Below are 14,976 nucleotides of genomic sequence, written 5' to 3' on the forward strand. Positions count from 1 at the left end.
GCGCAAGCAGGCTTACAAAAGCGTCTCGCTTTTAACCTGATATAGGGGAAAGGCGAGGCGCTTTAGTCTTTGCCGCGCACCAACTGTCTGAGCAGCCCGTGCAACATCTGAACATCGGCACGGGTGAGCGGCATACGGCTCCACATATTACGCAGGTTGGTCTTCATGCCCTGGGCTTTTTCCGGTGGGTAAAAGAAGCCCGCGCTGTCCAGACGCTCTTCAAAATGTGCGCCGAGGCTTTCAACATCTTTGGCAGTCGCAATGTCTCCGCCACGGGCAACTTCCATACGTTCGTGCACGATATCGCCCTGCTGCCGCCGCCACTCATAGCCCAGCAAAAGCACACATTGCGCAAGGTTGAGCGAGGCAAACTCCGGATTTACCGGCACCGAAATCAGCGCATTGGCGCGGGCCACTTCGTCGTTCTCAAGCCCTGTGCGCTCGGGGCCAAACATGACAGCGACTTTCTCGCCGGCTGCCAGCTTCTCGCCAGCAAGCTTCATTGCGCCTTCGGGGCTGAACACCGGCTTGGTGAGCCCGCGCGCCCGCGCTGTCGTTGCAAATGTAAAGGTGCTTTCATCGAGTGCACCGGCCAGATCGTCACTTAGCAGTGCCTCGTCCAGCAGCCGCCCCGCACCCGATGCCATGGCCACAGCGCGCTCGCTTGGCCAGCCGTCACGCGGGGCAACAATGCGCATTCGGTCAAGCCCGAAGTTCCACATCGCCCGCGCTGCCGCGCCGATGTTCTCGCCCATCTGCGGGCGCACCAGAACGAAAGTTGGTTGTTGTCCGGGCGTTGGCATGTGCAGGTTCCCTTGAAGGCTCGCGCCCTCATAATGCATTGCCAAACCAGCGCCAAGCCCCCTTTCCCTAACGGTGAAAGCGCGCTAGAAGCCTGCAACCTCAAAAGGACAAACGACATGGCCGAGCAAGACCTCCCGCAGATCTACCTGATCACCCCGACCGAGTTTGAACTCAGCCGCTTTTCCGGCGAGCTTGCTGGCGTGTTGGATGCGCATGAGGTTGCCTGTGTGCGCCTTGCGATGAGCAGCGCCGATGAAGACGCGCTCAGCCGCGCTGCGGATGCGCTGCGCGAAATCACCGATGCGCGCGATGTGGCGCTTGTTGTTGAAAAGCACATACTTCTGGCCGAGCGGATGGGCCTTGACGGTGTTCACCTCACCGACGGCGCACGCTCGGTTTCCAAGGCGCGTAAATCGCTCGGAGATGATGCGATCGTTGGTGCATACTGCGAGGCCTCGCGCCACACCGGCATGAGCGCTGGCGAGGCTGGCGCTGATTACGTCAGCTTCGGCCCGCTTGGCGAAACCACATTGGGCGACGGCAGCACCGTTGATCTGGAGTTGTTTGAATGGTGGTCGCAGATGATCGAAGTGCCTGTCGTTGCGGAAGGTATGCTCAACAGCGATCTGGTTAAGCAAGTCGCTCCGTTCACCGATTTTTTCGGGTTTGGTAACGAGATATGGTCGCAGGACGAACCAAGCAAAGCGCTGGCTGGTTTTAAGGCGCTCATGGTTTAGCCCTCGTAGGCGTGCCCTGCCTCGATCAAGGCATCAGGCATGCCGCTGCGCACGGCATGCTCACAGGCCGCCGCAAGCGCCTTGCGATCAACAAACTCCGAGACTTTAAGCGGCGTGTGGTAAGTCACCATAACCGAGCCCTGTCTTGGCACAGCGAGGGTTTTGAGCAGGTGGCTGTCGAACTCCATATCACCCCACCATCCGTAAAATCGCGGGCTTTGCCCCTTGGGAGCCTGATATGCCACGGTCACCGGCTGCACCCACATGATGTCGCGCAGATGATCGGTGAAGAACGCTGCGAAGAGCGTTGACTTAAAGGGCAAAACCCTCAATCCGTCTGTTGAAGTGCCCTCCGGAAAAAACAAGAGTTTGTGCCCCGCTGTCAGCCGGGTTTCAAACAGGTCTTGTTGTAGCTTCGCATCGGCGCGCTCACGGCGAATGAACACCGTGCCCGTGGCTCGTGCAAGCCAGCCGATACCGGGCCAGTTGGCCACTTCGGCCTTTGACACGAAATACACGCGCTTGCTGGCGTTGAGGCTGAAAATATCAAGCCAGGAGCCGTGGTTGGCGACAACCGCGCCGGCCTGTTTCATCTGCCTGCCTTTGGTTGAAAACTTCATCCCCATGATCAAAAAGGCCGTGCGACAAACAAACTGGGTGATGTAGGGTGTCCACGGGCGGTTAACCCCAAAGAGCGGAGCCTCTATAAGGCGCATTAACAACAAGGCCGCGAGACCACAGAGCATCAAGACGATGAGCGCCAAAGCCCTGAACGCCACGCGCAGCCAACCCATCAGGCTGATAGCGTAGTCATCGCCCGTTTGCTCGGGGTTCCAAGTGCTCATACGCGGCGCTCGTAGAGCTTGCGGTGCTTGCTGTTCATAACCTCTGTATCCAACACCAGACAAACGTCAGTGGTGTTGAAGGCGTGATCTATGTAAGCGCCCTCGCCCACAACTCCGCCAAGCCGTAGGTAGGCCTTTATCAATGCGGGCATTTCAAGCATTGCTGCCTTGCGATCAAGCTTGAGTTCAGAGATCAGATCCATCGGCTGTTGAGGATCACCGAGCGCAGTGACGCGCAGGTTTTCTGGCGCGAGGTGACGATGATGCAGCAGAGACAAAGGTGCCGCGAGCTTTTTGATGTCGGCGCCATGAAAACTGGCGACGCCGAACAACAGCTCGACGCCCTGCTCGGCAACATAGGCTGCCAGCGCCGACCAAAGTGCAAACACCCCCGTGCCGCCGCGATAGTCAGGGTGTAAACACGAGCGCCCGAGCTCAAGCAGCTTTCGCTTTGACGCCTTAAGCAGGCTTAAGTCATACTCGCTCTCCGAGTAAAACTGCCCAGCCGCCTTTGCCCCTTCGGCGTCAAGCAGCCGATAAACCCCGACAACTTGCGCGCTTGTCTCGTCAATAAGCAGCAAATGTTTGCTGTGAACATCAAAGCTGTCGCGCTCCAGCTTGTTCTGGTGGTCGACAAGTGGCCCGTCAGCGCCGAGTTCGCTCACAAACACCTGATATCGCAGGCGTTGTGCAGCCAGAATATCGGCCTCACAATCAGCCAGCCGAACCGAAAACTGCGGTGTGCTCATGAGGTGTTTCGCCTGAAAATCTGCATGAAACCGCTTGTAGGCGGCACAAGCTGGCCGTGCAAGCACCATGGCAGATACGGGTCTGTTTTGACGGCGTTTACCTTTCAGTAACCATCTTTTGGCATCAAAGGTTAGACACCGTTAATCAAACACCAGTTGCAGCTCAATGCGGTTGCTATCAATCACCACTTTGCCAGCATCGGGGAAGTTTACCGTGACCTTACCAGCGATATTTGACTGCACCTGCCCCACACCCCAATCAGGCATATTGGGGTGGCGCACACGCATGCCGGGTGTCAGGATTGCATTTAAATCACTCATAGATCAAAGCCATACAGGAAAGCCCGCATGACACAAGACAGCCTGACGCTTGCAACCCTCATCGGGTCGCGTATCTGCCATGACATTATCAGCCCGATCGGCGCGATCAGCAACGGGCTTGAGCTTGTTGCCCTGACCGGACAGGCTGACACGCCCGAGATGAACCTGATCTCGCAGAGCGTCGAAGGTGCTAATGCGCGGGTGCGCTTCTACCGTGTGGCGCTTGGGCTGGCGTCAAGCGAGCAACGCCTCGGCGCTCCCGAAATCAAAAACATATTGGCAGGGTTCTATGCCGACACCCGCATGAGCTGTGACTGGGCTGTGCCCGAAGATGCCCGCCGCGACGAGGTTCAAGCCGTGCTGCTGGCGCTCTTGTGCCTTGGCAGCGCTCTGGCGTCTGGCGGTGTGTTCACAGTGACGAAAGACAACGGCGTCTGGGAGATTTCCGGTGTCGGAAAACCCCGCGCGCCAGAAGCCTTATGGAGCACGCTCAAATCGGTGAGTATTCCGGACGGATTGCAACCTTCGGAGGTGCAATTTGCCATGCTGCCACGCTGCACCAACGCGCTTGAACGGGTGCTGACCTATACGATCACCGACGAAAGCGTCAGCATCCGCTTCTAGCCACGAATGGTGCCGTCACCCTCGACGATATACTTGAAGCTGGTGAGTTGCTTGGCTCCTACGGGCCCGCGCGCATGCAGCTTGCCTGTGGCGATCCCGATCTCGGCGCCCATGCCAAACTCGCCGCCATCAGCGAATTGCGTCGAGGCGTTGCGCATCAGGATCGCACTGTCGAGCCTCGTAAAGAACCGCGCGGCTGTGGCGTCATCTTCCGTCAGGATACAGTCAGTGTGATTGGAGCCAAACTGGCGGATATGGGCAATGGCCTCATCCACATTGCTGACAGTTTTCGCCGCGATGATCATATCAAGAAACTCCTGCCCCCAGTCACTATCATGCGCGGGCGTAACCCCTTTGATGCTCTGCAAAGCGGCGTCACCACGCACTTCAACTCCGGCATCAAGCAACGCCCTAACAACGCCCTGCCCGATGGTGTCGACAAGGCTCTCGTGCACCAGCAAACACTCGGCCGCTCCGCAAATACCGGTGCGTCGTGTTTTGGCGTTAAGCACAACTTTCAGCGCTTTCTCGGGGTCGGCTGCAGCGTCGATGTAAATGTGAACAATGCCCTCAAGATGCGCGAAAACAGGCACCCGCGCTTCGCGTTGCACAAGGCCGACAAGCCCCTTGCCCCCGCGCGGCACAATGACATCGATGCTCTCGGTCATTGTCAGCATTTCACTCACGGCGGCGCGATCACGGGTTGGCACGAGCTGTATTGCCGCTTCGGGCAGGTTGGCAGATCGCAGGCCTTCAACGAGGCAAGCATGCAGCGCTTTTGACGAGTTAAACCCTTCCGAGCCTCCGCGCAGGATAACCGCGTTGCCCGACTTCAAGCACAATGCACCCGCGTCAGCCGTGACGTTGGGCCGGCTTTCGTAGATCACACCGATAACACCTAAAGGCGTGCGGACTTTCTTGATGTGAATGCCCGAGGCCTGATCCCATTCTTCGATGATTTCACCGACAGGATCAGGTTGTTCTGCCACCGCGCGCAGACCGTCAACAATGTTGCGAATGCGGGGCTCGTCAAGCATCAGCCGATCCATCATCGCAGGGCTGAGGCCCTTCTCACGGCCAAAAGCCAGGTCTTTCTGGTTGGCCTCCAGAATGCTCGCACGGGTTTTCCAGACAGCATCGGCGGCCCCGATCAAGGCCGCATGTTTGCGCTCGGCTGACGCATATGCAAGCTCTGCTGCGGCCGCGCGGGCCCTGGTGCCGATCTCGGCCATCATCTGCGGGATGTTCTGGTTTTCGGTCATATCAGGTCAGCCTTTGTGTGTGCTGCGGCGGCAGGAGCCTCCGGCGGGGATATTTTTACCAAGAAAAAGAGCCAAGAGCCATATCGTCGCGGTGAACGAGGGCCGCACGGGCAGGATACCCCAAGGCGGCTTCGATATCAGCGCTTTTGTGACCAACAATGGTTTCAGCTTCTTGAGAGGTGTAACGGGTGAGCCCTTGACCAAGGTTGGTGCCATCAGTGCTGACAATCTCGACCGGTTCACCGCGCCCGAAGTTGCCGCTGACCTGTGTAACACCGGCGGGCAGCAGGCTTTTGCCTTGTGAGAGCGCGCGGACTGCGCCGGCATCGACCATGATTTGGCCTTGCGGCTTCATTGAGGCGATCCAACGTTTACGGGCGGCTTGCGGATCACTTTCAGCAGTGAAGAGCGTTTTGCTTTCATTTTTATCTATTGATATCAGGGGATTATGACGCGACCCTAATGTGATGATCATGTCGCAACCAGCACTTGTCGCCGTCTTGGCTGCCATCACCTTGGTTTTCATGCCGCCCTTAGAGAGGCCAGTGCCGGCATCGCCGGCCATCGCTTCGATTTCCGGGGTGATGCGGGTGACGGTGTCGAGGCGCGTGGCGCTCGGCTCGTCATTGGGGTTGGCAGTGTATAGCCCGTCGACATCAGAAAGCAGCACCAGCAGATCAGCGCCGACAGTAACGGCGACTTGGGCTGCGAGGCGGTCATTGTCGCCATAGCGGATTTCGTCGGTTGCCACGGTGTCGTTTTCGTTAACGATTGGCACGACTCCAAGGCTGAGGAGCTGCTCTAGGGTGGCACGGCTGTTGAGGTAGCGGCGGCGATCTGCACTGTCTTCAAGTGTCACCAGCACCTGCGCTGTGGTGATATCATGTGGCGCAAGGGCTTCCTCATAGGCGCGCGCGAGGCGTATTTGCCCGACAGCGGCGGCGGCTTGGCTTTGCTCCAGCGCCAAGGCGGTTTGCGGCAGGCCAAGCACACCACGCCCCAAAGCTATCGAGCCAGACGAGACCAGCACCACGTCTTGCCCACGCGCCTTGAGCGTCGCGACATCAGCGGCGAGGCTCAGCAGCCAATCTTGCTTGAGCCCACGGCCGCGGGCATCGACCAACAGCGCAGATCCGATCTTGACAACAATGCGTTTGGCGTCGGCTAGGGCCGCCATGGCTCTTCCTCCTGCCCTAAGGCTGCCTCGGCGGCGCGGTGTTCCTGTATGGATTTGCGCAGTTTGCGCAACACGTCGGTCACGCCCTCACCCGTGGCACCGGCCATCAGCAACACCGGCGCGCCTGTCGCGGCTTCGAGCTCTTCTTTAAGAAAGATGCGCTCTTCTTCATCAAGCGTGTCTATCTTGTTGAGCACCGTGACACGGTTCTTGTTGGCCAGGTCGCCGCCGTAGGCTTCGAGTTCGCCGATGATGGTTTGGTAGTCCTTAACAGGGTCGCCGGAGGTGCCGTCAACCAAGTGCAATAGCACTGCCGAGCGCTCGACATGGCCCAAGAAGCGCACACCGAGGCCGACGCCTTCATGCGCGCCTTCTATCAACCCGGGGATATCGGCGATGACAAACTCGGCGCCGTCAACACCGACAACGCCAAGGTTAGGGTGCAAAGTGGTAAACGGGTAGTCGGCAATCTTGGGCCGCGCATTTGAAGTTGCCGCGAGAAACGTGCTTTTACCCGCGTTCGGTAGGCCGAGCAGGCCGACATCGGCGATCAGCTTGAGGCGCAGCCAGATCGTGCGCTCAACGCCCTCTTGGCCTGGGTTGGCGCGGCGCGGCGCTTGGTTGGTAGACGACTTGAAGTGCAAGTTGCCAAAGCCGCCATTGCCGCCCTTTGCTATGCGGATGCGCTGGCCGAGTTCGGTGATGTCGGCAATAACTGTCTCGCCGTCTTCTTCCATGATCTCGGTGCCAACGGGCACTTTGAGCACGACTGTTTCGCCGTCTTTACCGGTGCGCTGGTTGCCCATGCCGCCTTGGCCGTTCTTGGCAAAGAAGTGCTGCTGGTAGCGAAAGTCGATCAAGGTGTTGAGCCCGTCAACCGCTTCGATCCAGACATCCCCGCCGCGGCCACCGTCGCCGCCATCAGGGCCGCCGTATTCGATGTACTTTTCCCGCCGGAAGCTGATGCAACCGCCGCCGCCCGAGCCTGAGCGAATGTAGACCTTTGCGAGATCAAGAAATTTCATGTTGGCTCCTTAGGCAGCTCACTTGAGCTTGCAGATATAGGTCCACGTGGGCACTGTCACGCCCCGCGCGACAGAAAAGCTCTCGGCGTCACCGATATAAGCAAAGCCCTGATTTGTCAGCACCCGCGCCGAAGCCGGATTGTCTTGAAAAACGCTGGCAAAAATAGTGTCATCGGCATGCGGGTTTGCTTGCAACAAGGCCGCCACGCCTGCGCTTGCATGACCGGTGTTCCAGAACGCGGGCGCCACCCAATAGCCGATTTCGGATTGGTTGCGATCCATGCGTTTCAAGCTGATCAGACCAAGCAAGGTTGGCCCGCCGTCGGCACTGCCATCCATTGCCCATGTGTCTTCTTGCCGGTCAGCTGCCTGCACGCGGGCAATCAACGCCTCGGTTGCGCCGGGCGGCAGAGGGTGCGGAATGGTTGTGGTGTTCTTTGCCACGCGCGCGTCAGCGGCGTAAAGCTCGATCAACGCCGCATCCGACGCCTCAAGCGGACGCAAAACGAAACCGTCAGCGGCGATCACCATCTGCTTTGCATTTATCTCGACGTTCATCTGCTTTCCCTCCCAAGGCAGCAGTCACAAATAAAAAAAGGACCGGCTGTTATGCCGATCCCTTGTTTGTCTTAAAACCTTAAGGTCGGACTACTCAGCGGCCTCCGCTGCCGGGAGAACCGAAATAAAGGTGCGGCCTTTGAGGCCCTTGTGGAATTTGACGTTGCCGTTGGCTGTTGCGAAGATCGTGTGATCTTTGCCCATGCCCACGCCTTCACCCGGCCAAAACTTCGTGCCGCGCTGACGCACGATGATGTTTCCGCCGATGACAACTTCGCCACCATATTTTTTAACGCCAAGACGGCGACCCGCTGAGTCGCGACCGTTGCGGGACGAACCGCCTGCTTTTTTATGTGCCATGGGTGTCTCTCCTTAGCCTTTAGCGAGTTCTGCAGCTTGCTTAAGCCACTCATCGCGGTCAATGCGACCTTTGAAATTCAGTTTTTCGTCCATATCAGCAATGTCCTCTGGCGTCCATGCTGCGATTTGGGCGAATGTTGTAACGCCGAGGTCGTGGAGCTTGCCAACGATCACCGGACCTACACCGCTGATCTGTGACAGATCGTCAGCGCCCGTGTCAGCTTTTGCGGCTTTCTTGGGGGCGGCTTTCTTTTCGGCGGCAGGCTTTGCGGCTTTCGCTTTCTTTGGCGCTGAGGCGCGCTCGGCATTGGCAGCAGCTTTCTTAGACGTCGGTGCGCCTTTCGTAGCAGCCGCGGCAACAGCCGAGACAAAGCCCGCACCCGCGAGAGCGGCTTTAACACCAGACTTGTCACCACCAGTGGCGAGGATGTCTGTGATACGCAGGAGCGTCAGTTGCTGACGGTGGCCCTTGGTGCGCTTTGAAGAGTGCTTACGACGACGCTTTACAAAGTGAATAAGTTTTTCACCTTTGATCTGGTCCATCACTTCAGCTTGAACAGCAGCGCCGTCAACCAAAGGAGCACCCACAACGGGCTTGTCGCCGCCGAGCATCAGAATTTCGTTGAATTGGATTTTTTCACCAGCGTCAGCAGCAAGTTTCTCAACACGGAGCACGTCGCCCGATTGAACTTTATATTGCTTTCCGCCTGTCTTGATGACCGCGAACATGGGTCGTTCCTTCATTTTGTCGCGTCCTGTGGCCCCTGCTTTTGCAGGCGTTTGTGGCATAAGCCGCCGCGAACAGCGCGCCCGTTTGGGCGTCATTGCATAAACACTGCTCAAGGGAATCCCTGCGCAGATGGGCGCTTATCGGTAAATGCCTCTGTTAAGTCAAGCAGCAAAGCCCGATATTTCGCCGTATTTTCACTGAGCTTGCGCTATTGCCCCGCGCTTTTATGCTGAGGCTTATGAGTTACCGCATTTCTCTTGGTGTAACAGCCCTTCTTATGCTTGCATCTTGCGATGCGGGGCATTTGGGAAATCCGCTCTTACTGCCCGTTTCCGGCCTGACAACCGGCATCGAGAACGCCAGCTACAACACGCGCCGCAAGAAAGTGTCTGACTATGTGCTGATGCACCACGCGGCGCTCATGCAAGAAGCGCTCGCCAGCGGAGGCCCACACCTGACCGAAGCCTACGCCCTCGCCCGCGTCGCTCCTGCGCGCCACGCCGTGCTCACAAAACGCATTGCCACCGATCAAGCGCTCTACCGTCAGGATGCCGAGGCGCTGACAGTCGCGCTTATGGTACACGGCACCTAAACCTAGAGTTAAATCTAGAGTTAAACCTAGAGCTCTTGGGCCGGTTTGATCCCGGCCATCTTCAGCGCCAGTTGTTCGTAGCGGTCGGCCATGATCGCATATTGGATGCCGTTCATCAGCTCATAGACTTTCTGCATCACCGGATGCTCTAGCGCCAGCGCGTAGATCTCGAGCTCGTCGTCATCAAACGGCTCATAGACAGTTGCCGCCGACACCAGCGCCGCTTGCTCAAGCTCGTCTGCCATGTCTTCTGCCTGCTCGGCCATCAAGGCGCGCAGCGTGGCTTCGTCAAGGCGGTCGATCACCTCGGCGTCCGAGGCCGCAAGCAAAAACCTGATCTGCACTTCCTGTGAAGCGCGCGATCCGGTGTTTGACGGGTCAATCGCGTGGTTCATACGTTTGAGGATATCAAGCCGTTTGCCGCCGGATTGTTCTAGCTCGGCGACAATCGCCTCTCCGCGCGGGGCTTCGCCGCTGGTATCGACACTGGAATGGGCCGCATTTTCAACGGCAACAAGCCGCTGGCCAAGCTCTGTGGCATAAAAACCGGCGGCGTGAGCAAGCATCTCATCGTCCATAGCCGCCGCAAGGAAAGACAGCGCGTCAGCTTCGATCTGTTTGGCGTCAAACACGCGGTCGGCTGTCTGTGTCCACTGCAAGCCAAAGTCGCTGGCTTCAAGCCCGAGCATCTGCGGCGCATCTTGCGCCCCAAGGCGCAGACTTTCCAGCGCCACGTCAAAACCTGTGACTGTCAGAAAGGCTTTTATCGCGTCAGTGTTGGCACCCTGATCATCGTCAGCCTGAACCGCCCCCGAAAGCGCGGCAAACACCGCAAAAACCCACACTGCAATTACTCTCATCGAAAGCCTCATTTGTTTTGTTTCTGGCAACCTACGCCTTTTGGCGGCCAACTCAAGCCTGCTAAAAGCCGTCTAGCACAAATACGCGCATCCAGATATCATCTGGCCAAGCAACCAGAAGGACGTCGCATGGCAAACACCAAACCCGATAAAGTGCATGGCTTTGCGCATGTTTTGGCCGCAACGCGCTACTCACTTGCTGGCGCGCGCAGGCTTTGGGGTGAAACCGCCTTTCGCCATGAGGCGACACTTGGCGGACTCGCCTTGCTGCTCATGGCACTGGTCGGCGCGAGCCTGTCGCAACTGGCCGTCGGCCTCGTGCTGGTGTTGGTCACCTTCGCCATCGAAGCCCTCAACACTGCGCTGGAAGAGATCGTCGATCACATATCACCAGACTATTCAGACATGGCCAAACACGCAAAAGACCTCGGCTCATTTGCTGTCATGTGCATGTTGTTCGCCAACGCAGCTTACCTTGCTTGCGTGCTCATCGTTTGCTTCAACAGCTAAGCCGTCGCGCGCCTATGTGACGGGGCTTGACAGCTTCATCAGCACAATGCCCGCGACAATCAACAGTGCCGCCAAAAGCCGCAGCGGCGTGACCGCCTCTCCGAGCATTATCACGCCCAAGGCAAAGGCCCCGACCGCTCCGATACCTGTCCAGATCGTGTAGGCGGTGCCAAGCGGCAGCGAGCGCATCGCCAGCGACAGCAAAACAAAGCTCGCTATCATCGCAGCAAAGGTAATGCTGCTGGGCACAAGCAGCGTAAACCCTTCCGACTTTTTCATGAAGTAAGCCCAAACAATTTCGAGCAGGCCTGCGAGAACAAGATAAATCCAAGGCATCACCGCGCCCTTTTCTATTCGCACGGGCCGTCCCGCAAATTTCCAGAAAGCGCGGGTCGTCCCGCTTGAGTCTGCTTAGCGATACGCTGACCAGCGGTCAACACTCTGCCAGCGCACCTAAAACGCCCGCGCCGCCACAACCGCTTTTTGCCAGCGCGCATAGCTGGCCTCGCGGCTCTCTGCGTCCATCTTTGGCACAAAGGAGCGTTCAAGCTGCCACATCCTGGCAAAGCCCTCGTGGCCCTCATAAAGCCCTGCGCGCTGTCCGGCGAGCCATGCGGCGCCAAGCGCTGTTGTTTCCAAGATCACCGGCCTGTCCACCTGCGCGCCTGTGATGTCGGCCAGAAACTGCATCGTCCAGTCGGACGCCGTCATGCCGCCGTCAACGCGCAACGCCGCCTCCGCCGTGCTGCCCCAATCCGAGCGCATTGCCTCAAGTAAGTCTCGTGTCTGAAAGCCGACCGATTGTAACGCTGCGCGGGCCATTTCCTTTGGCCCTGTGTTACGTGTCAGCCCGAACACCGCACCACGTGCATTCGCGTCCCAGTAAGGCGCGCCAAGGCCGGTGAAGGCCGGCACAATGACGACCCCCTCCTCGGCCCCTTCAGCCAGTGCCTGTGTCTCAGAAGCTTCGTCAATCATTTGCAAGCCGTCGCGCAGCCATTGCACCACCGCCCCGGCAATAAAGATCGAGCCCTCCAGCGCATATGTCACCTCGCCGTTAAGCTGATAGGCGATCGTCGTCAGCAGGCGGTTCTCCGAGAGCACTGGCTCGCTCCCTGTGTTGAGCAAAGCAAAACACCCCGTGCCATAGGTCGCTTTCAGCATCCCCGGTTCAAAACACCCCTGCCCGATTGTGGCCGCTTGCTGGTCTCCGGCCATGCCGAGCACCGGAACCGCTCCGCCGAACAGCTCGCAGATGCCAAAGTCGGCCGCACAGTCTTTCACCTCGGGCAACAATGCCTGCGGGATGTTGAGCATGTCGCACATATCCTCAGACCACGCCCCCTCGCGAATGTCGTAAAGCATGGTGCGTGCCGCGTTGGTGGCGTCGGTTGCATGCACCTTCCCGCCTGTCAGCTTCCACAACAGCCAGCTATCGACAGTGCCAAAAGCCAGCTCACCCGCCTCGGCCCTGCTGCGTGCGCCCTCAATGTTGTCGAGCAACCACGCCAGCTTGGTGCCGCTAAAATACGGATCAAGCAGCAGGCCGGTTTGCCGCCGCACAGCCGCCTCATGCCCCGCATCTTTAAGGGCGTCACACATTTCAGCGGTGCGCCTGTCTTGCCAAACAATCGCATTGTGCAGCGCCTCGCCCGTGGCGCGATCCCACAGCAGCGTTGTTTCACGCTGGTTGGTGATGCCGATCGCCGCCAGATCACCCCCGGTCAGCCCTGCGTTCTTAAGGGCAACTTCACAAGTCTGCCTGACACTGCTCCAGATATCCTCGGCACGGTGCTCGACCCAACCGGAGGCGGGGAATATCTGCTCGAACTCCTCCTGAGCACTGGCAACGGGGCGCATATCGGCATCAAAGATGATCGCGCGCGAGCTTGTCGTCCCTTGATCAATCGCCAGAATGTAGCTCATGCTAAGCTCCCTTTTGCAGATAGGCCTCAAGCGCTTGGCGGCCTTTGGCATCAATCTTCAGCCCGAGTTTACTGCGCCGCCAGAGAATGTCATCAGCCTCGCGCGCAAACTCGTGCTCTACCAGCCAGTCAACCTCGCGCGCCGTTAGCCCTGCGCCAAAGGCCTCGCCAAGGTCTTCAAGCTTGTTTGCACCAGCCAAAAGCGCCTGCGCATCAAGCCCGTAAGCCCGCATCAACCGGCGGGTTTGATCAGCTTCCAGAAAGCCGAACATCGCTTGCAAACGCGCAACCTCTGCATCAAAGGCCTGCACATCAAAGTCACCGCCTGGCAAAGCCGCCTCTTGCGTCCAAGCGCCTGTGGCCTGTTCAAAGAAGCCTGAAAGCTTCTCACACCCCGCCTCGGCCAGCTTGCGATAGGTGGTGATCTTTCCGCCAAAGACCGTCAGCAATGGTGCGGTTTCGCCCTCAAGTCTGAGCTCATAGTCGCGTGTCGCGGCGGCGGCGTCCCCCGCGCCTTCGTCTTGCAGAGGGCGCACGCCGGAGTATGTCCAGACGATGTCTTGCTCGGTGATGCCTTGCTCGAAATACCGGTTGGCGAAATCGAGTAAATACTGTTGCTCCTCGGGCGTGCAAACAGCCCGCGCGTCAGGCCTGTCGTGCTCGGCGTCGGTGGTGCCAATCAGGGTGAAGTCTTGCTCATAGGGAATAGCAAAAATGATGCGCCCGTCAGAGCCTTGAAAGAAGTAGCATTTATTGTGATCATAGAGCTTGCGGGTGACGATATGCGAGCCGCGCACCAGCCGGATATCACCACGCATTGGGGTTTCAATCGTGCCATCAAGCACGTCGGAAACCCAAGGGCCGGCGGCGTTCACCAAGGCCCGCGCTTTGAGCACTCCTTGCTCGGTGTTCACATGCCACAGCGCGCCCTCACGCTTGGCCGAAAGCACCTTGCAGCGCGTGCGAATATCCGCGCCGAGCTTTGCAGCATCTCGCGCATTGAGTGCCACCAAACGCGCGTCATCAACCCAGCAATCGGAATATTCATAAGCCCGCCTGAACTTGGCCTTCAGCGGTTTGCCCTCGGGGCTATTTGCAAGGCTCAAACGCGTTGTCGCAGGCAAAATCTTGCGCCCGCCCATGCTGTCATACAGGAACAGGCCAAGCCTGATCAGCCAGTTTGGCCGCCGGCCCTTAAGCCACGGCATGAACAGCCCCAACAGCTTTGAACTCGGCGTGCCGCCCTCAAAACGCATGTCGTTTGACAGTGGCAAGACAAAGCGCATCGGCCATGAAATATGCGGCATATTCCGGAGCAGAACTTCGCGCTCTTTCAGGGCTTCTCGCACCAGCCGGAACTCGAAATACTCAAGATAGCGCAGCCCGCCGTGAAACAGCTTGGTTGACGCCGACGAGGTGCCAGAGGCCAAGTCGCCCTGCTCGGCCAAACACACGCTAAGCCCGCGCCCTGCGGCGTCACGCGCAATGCCGCAGCCATTGACACCACCACCAATGATAAACACGTCGTAAACTGTCTCGGGCTCGCGGCTCATAGCTGTCTCCATACGCCGCTTATGGCGCGCTTTGCAGATGAAGAAAAATCAAAGTTTTGCAACCTGAGCCTAACCAAACGTCACAAAACCCAGAAATTGCAGCTTTTGCGGGCAAGTTTTGCCGCATTTTGCAGTGATGTTTGCGGAGAACCAGCAGGAGGCCGCTATGCAGATCGTCAACAGCAAACCGACACAAGCCCGCCACGCGCGGCTGTTTGAGCTCATCCGCCAGCAAGACATTGCTGCGGCATGTTCTGCCAAATCAACACAACACACCGATGATCTGAACGATGCGCAGCGCTTCATTGAAGCCGCAAGCAATACGCTTAAAGTTGCAGTTTAAG

The 14,976-nt window shown here is 58.3% G+C and carries 19 protein-coding genes; 5 read left to right on the plus strand and 14 right to left on the minus strand.

The window, feature by feature from the left end:
• Positions 1-62: 62 nt before the first annotated feature.
• Positions 63-803 (minus strand): RNA methyltransferase, encoded by a 741-nt coding sequence (locus KO498_RS11305; RefSeq protein ID WP_215959998.1) that lies wholly within the window; start codon positions 801-803, stop codon positions 63-65.
• Positions 804-920: 117 nt separating this feature from the next.
• Between KO498_RS11305 and KO498_RS11310 the strand changes: the two genes are divergently transcribed.
• A complete protein-coding gene (locus KO498_RS11310; RefSeq protein WP_215959999.1) occupies positions 921-1,541 on the plus strand; it encodes a thiamine phosphate synthase in 621 nt (206 codons plus the stop codon).
• Here the strand turns inward: KO498_RS11310 and KO498_RS11315 are convergent.
• The 3 genes from KO498_RS11315 to KO498_RS11325 all read right to left on the minus strand — a co-directional run bounded on the left by KO498_RS11315 (position 1,538) and on the right by KO498_RS11325 (position 3,456).
• On the minus strand, positions 1,538-2,386 hold the full coding sequence (locus KO498_RS11315; RefSeq protein ID WP_215960000.1) for a lysophospholipid acyltransferase family protein: 849 nt from the start codon (positions 2,384-2,386) through the stop codon (positions 1,538-1,540). The genes KO498_RS11310 and KO498_RS11315 overlap by 4 nt on opposite strands.
• Positions 2,383-3,135, minus strand: a complete 753-nt coding sequence (locus tag KO498_RS11320; protein WP_215960001.1) for a GNAT family N-acetyltransferase — start codon at positions 3,133-3,135, stop codon at positions 2,383-2,385. Before KO498_RS11320 ends, KO498_RS11315 begins: the two co-directional genes overlap by 4 nt.
• 141 nt (positions 3,136-3,276) lie before the next feature.
• A complete protein-coding gene (locus tag KO498_RS11325) occupies positions 3,277-3,456 on the minus strand; it encodes a DUF3553 domain-containing protein (RefSeq protein ID WP_215960002.1) in 180 nt (59 codons plus the stop codon).
• Between the two features lie 27 nt (positions 3,457-3,483).
• On the opposite strand from KO498_RS11325, the gene KO498_RS11330 reads away from it, so the two are divergent.
• Positions 3,484-4,080: a histidine phosphotransferase family protein gene (locus tag KO498_RS11330; protein WP_215960003.1), complete on the plus strand. Its 597-nt coding sequence runs from the start codon at positions 3,484-3,486 to the stop codon at positions 4,078-4,080.
• On the opposite strand, the gene KO498_RS11335 is transcribed toward KO498_RS11330, so the two are convergent.
• The 6 genes from KO498_RS11335 to KO498_RS11360 form a co-directional block, all read right to left on the minus strand.
• A complete protein-coding gene (locus tag KO498_RS11335) occupies positions 4,077-5,342 on the minus strand; it encodes a glutamate-5-semialdehyde dehydrogenase (RefSeq protein WP_215960004.1) in 1,266 nt (421 codons plus the stop codon). The genes KO498_RS11330 and KO498_RS11335 overlap by 4 nt on opposite strands.
• 55 nt (positions 5,343-5,397) lie before the next feature.
• A complete protein-coding gene (proB, locus tag KO498_RS11340; protein ID WP_215960005.1) occupies positions 5,398-6,519 on the minus strand; it encodes a glutamate 5-kinase in 1,122 nt (373 codons plus the stop codon).
• Complete coding sequence (gene obgE / locus KO498_RS11345; RefSeq protein ID WP_215960006.1) at positions 6,507-7,544, minus strand: GTPase ObgE; 1,038 nt, start codon at positions 7,542-7,544, stop codon at positions 6,507-6,509. The genes proB and obgE overlap by 13 nt, the downstream gene beginning before the upstream one ends.
• Positions 7,545-7,562: 18 nt before the next feature.
• The gene (locus KO498_RS11350; RefSeq protein ID WP_215960007.1) at positions 7,563-8,102 is read right to left on the minus strand and encodes a GNAT family N-acetyltransferase; all 540 of its coding nucleotides are present in this window, start codon (positions 8,100-8,102) and stop codon (positions 7,563-7,565) included.
• A 90-nt stretch (positions 8,103-8,192) separates the two neighbouring features.
• Positions 8,193-8,462 (minus strand): 50S ribosomal protein L27, encoded by a 270-nt coding sequence (gene rpmA / locus KO498_RS11355; RefSeq protein WP_215960008.1) that lies wholly within the window; start codon positions 8,460-8,462, stop codon positions 8,193-8,195.
• A 12-nt stretch (positions 8,463-8,474) separates the two neighbouring features.
• Complete coding sequence (locus tag KO498_RS11360) at positions 8,475-9,191, minus strand: 50S ribosomal protein L21 (protein WP_215960009.1); 717 nt, start codon at positions 9,189-9,191, stop codon at positions 8,475-8,477.
• A 239-nt stretch (positions 9,192-9,430) separates the two neighbouring features.
• Here KO498_RS11360 and KO498_RS11365 point away from each other — a divergent pair, with 239 nt between their 5' ends.
• The gene (locus KO498_RS11365; protein WP_215960010.1) at positions 9,431-9,784 is read left to right on the plus strand and encodes a hypothetical protein; all 354 of its coding nucleotides are present in this window, start codon (positions 9,431-9,433) and stop codon (positions 9,782-9,784) included.
• A gap of 26 nt (positions 9,785-9,810) precedes the next feature.
• Here KO498_RS11365 and KO498_RS11370 read toward each other — a convergent pair whose 3' ends face one another.
• Positions 9,811-10,644, minus strand: coding sequence for a DUF2059 domain-containing protein (locus KO498_RS11370; RefSeq protein WP_215960011.1), 834 nt, complete (start codon positions 10,642-10,644; stop codon positions 9,811-9,813).
• Positions 10,645-10,773: 129 nt separating this feature from the next.
• Between KO498_RS11370 and KO498_RS11375 the strand changes: the two genes are divergently transcribed.
• Positions 10,774-11,154, plus strand: coding sequence for a diacylglycerol kinase (locus KO498_RS11375; RefSeq protein WP_215960012.1), 381 nt, complete (start codon positions 10,774-10,776; stop codon positions 11,152-11,154).
• A 12-nt stretch (positions 11,155-11,166) separates the two neighbouring features.
• On the opposite strand, the gene KO498_RS11380 is transcribed toward KO498_RS11375, so the two are convergent.
• From KO498_RS11380 to glpD, 3 genes are all read right to left on the minus strand, one after another.
• On the minus strand, positions 11,167-11,490 hold the full coding sequence (locus tag KO498_RS11380) for a DMT family transporter (RefSeq protein WP_215960013.1): 324 nt from the start codon (positions 11,488-11,490) through the stop codon (positions 11,167-11,169).
• 117 nt (positions 11,491-11,607) lie between these two features.
• Positions 11,608-13,080, minus strand: a complete 1,473-nt coding sequence (glpK, locus tag KO498_RS11385) for a glycerol kinase GlpK (RefSeq protein ID WP_215960014.1) — start codon at positions 13,078-13,080, stop codon at positions 11,608-11,610.
• Between the two features lies 1 nt (position 13,081).
• Positions 13,082-14,632 (minus strand): glycerol-3-phosphate dehydrogenase, encoded by a 1,551-nt coding sequence (glpD, locus tag KO498_RS11390; RefSeq protein ID WP_215960015.1) that lies wholly within the window; start codon positions 14,630-14,632, stop codon positions 13,082-13,084.
• A 166-nt stretch (positions 14,633-14,798) separates the two neighbouring features.
• Here glpD and KO498_RS11395 point away from each other — a divergent pair, with 166 nt between their 5' ends.
• Positions 14,799-14,975, plus strand: a complete 177-nt coding sequence (locus KO498_RS11395; RefSeq protein ID WP_215960016.1) for a hypothetical protein — start codon at positions 14,799-14,801, stop codon at positions 14,973-14,975.
• Position 14,976: the final 1 nt, after the last annotated feature.

This window comes from Lentibacter algarum, from assembly GCF_018860975.1.
GTDB lineage: Bacteria > Pseudomonadota > Alphaproteobacteria > Rhodobacterales > Rhodobacteraceae > Lentibacter > Lentibacter algarum_A.

Bases quoted from the DNA above. Each gene is read 5' to 3' on its own strand.
- KO498_RS11305 (WP_215959998.1), bottom strand. From the start codon at position 803: ATGCCAACGCCCGGACAACAACCAACTTTCGTTCTGGTGCGCCCGCAG.
- KO498_RS11310 (WP_215959999.1), top strand. From the start codon at position 921: ATGGCCGAGCAAGACCTCCCGCAGATCTACCTGATCACCCCGACCGAG.
- KO498_RS11315 (WP_215960000.1), bottom strand. From the start codon at position 2,386: ATGAGCACTTGGAACCCCGAGCAAACGGGCGATGACTACGCTATCAGC.
- KO498_RS11320 (WP_215960001.1), bottom strand. From the start codon at position 3,135: ATGAGCACACCGCAGTTTTCGGTTCGGCTGGCTGATTGTGAGGCCGAT.
- KO498_RS11325 (WP_215960002.1), bottom strand. From the start codon at position 3,456: ATGAGTGATTTAAATGCAATCCTGACACCCGGCATGCGTGTGCGCCAC.
- KO498_RS11330 (WP_215960003.1), top strand. From the start codon at position 3,484: ATGACACAAGACAGCCTGACGCTTGCAACCCTCATCGGGTCGCGTATC.
- KO498_RS11335 (WP_215960004.1), bottom strand. From the start codon at position 5,342: ATGACCGAAAACCAGAACATCCCGCAGATGATGGCCGAGATCGGCACC.
- proB (WP_215960005.1), bottom strand. From the start codon at position 6,519: ATGGCGGCCCTAGCCGACGCCAAACGCATTGTTGTCAAGATCGGATCT.
- obgE (WP_215960006.1), bottom strand. From the start codon at position 7,544: ATGAAATTTCTTGATCTCGCAAAGGTCTACATTCGCTCAGGCTCGGGC.
- KO498_RS11350 (WP_215960007.1), bottom strand. From the start codon at position 8,102: ATGAACGTCGAGATAAATGCAAAGCAGATGGTGATCGCCGCTGACGGT.
- rpmA (WP_215960008.1), bottom strand. From the start codon at position 8,462: ATGGCACATAAAAAAGCAGGCGGTTCGTCCCGCAACGGTCGCGACTCA.
- KO498_RS11360 (WP_215960009.1), bottom strand. From the start codon at position 9,191: ATGTTCGCGGTCATCAAGACAGGCGGAAAGCAATATAAAGTTCAATCG.
- KO498_RS11365 (WP_215960010.1), top strand. From the start codon at position 9,431: ATGAGTTACCGCATTTCTCTTGGTGTAACAGCCCTTCTTATGCTTGCA.
- KO498_RS11370 (WP_215960011.1), bottom strand. From the start codon at position 10,644: ATGAGAGTAATTGCAGTGTGGGTTTTTGCGGTGTTTGCCGCGCTTTCG.
- KO498_RS11375 (WP_215960012.1), top strand. From the start codon at position 10,774: ATGGCAAACACCAAACCCGATAAAGTGCATGGCTTTGCGCATGTTTTG.
- KO498_RS11380 (WP_215960013.1), bottom strand. From the start codon at position 11,490: ATGCCTTGGATTTATCTTGTTCTCGCAGGCCTGCTCGAAATTGTTTGG.
- glpK (WP_215960014.1), bottom strand. From the start codon at position 13,080: ATGAGCTACATTCTGGCGATTGATCAAGGGACGACAAGCTCGCGCGCG.
- glpD (WP_215960015.1), bottom strand. From the start codon at position 14,632: ATGAGCCGCGAGCCCGAGACAGTTTACGACGTGTTTATCATTGGTGGT.
- KO498_RS11395 (WP_215960016.1), top strand. From the start codon at position 14,799: ATGCAGATCGTCAACAGCAAACCGACACAAGCCCGCCACGCGCGGCTG.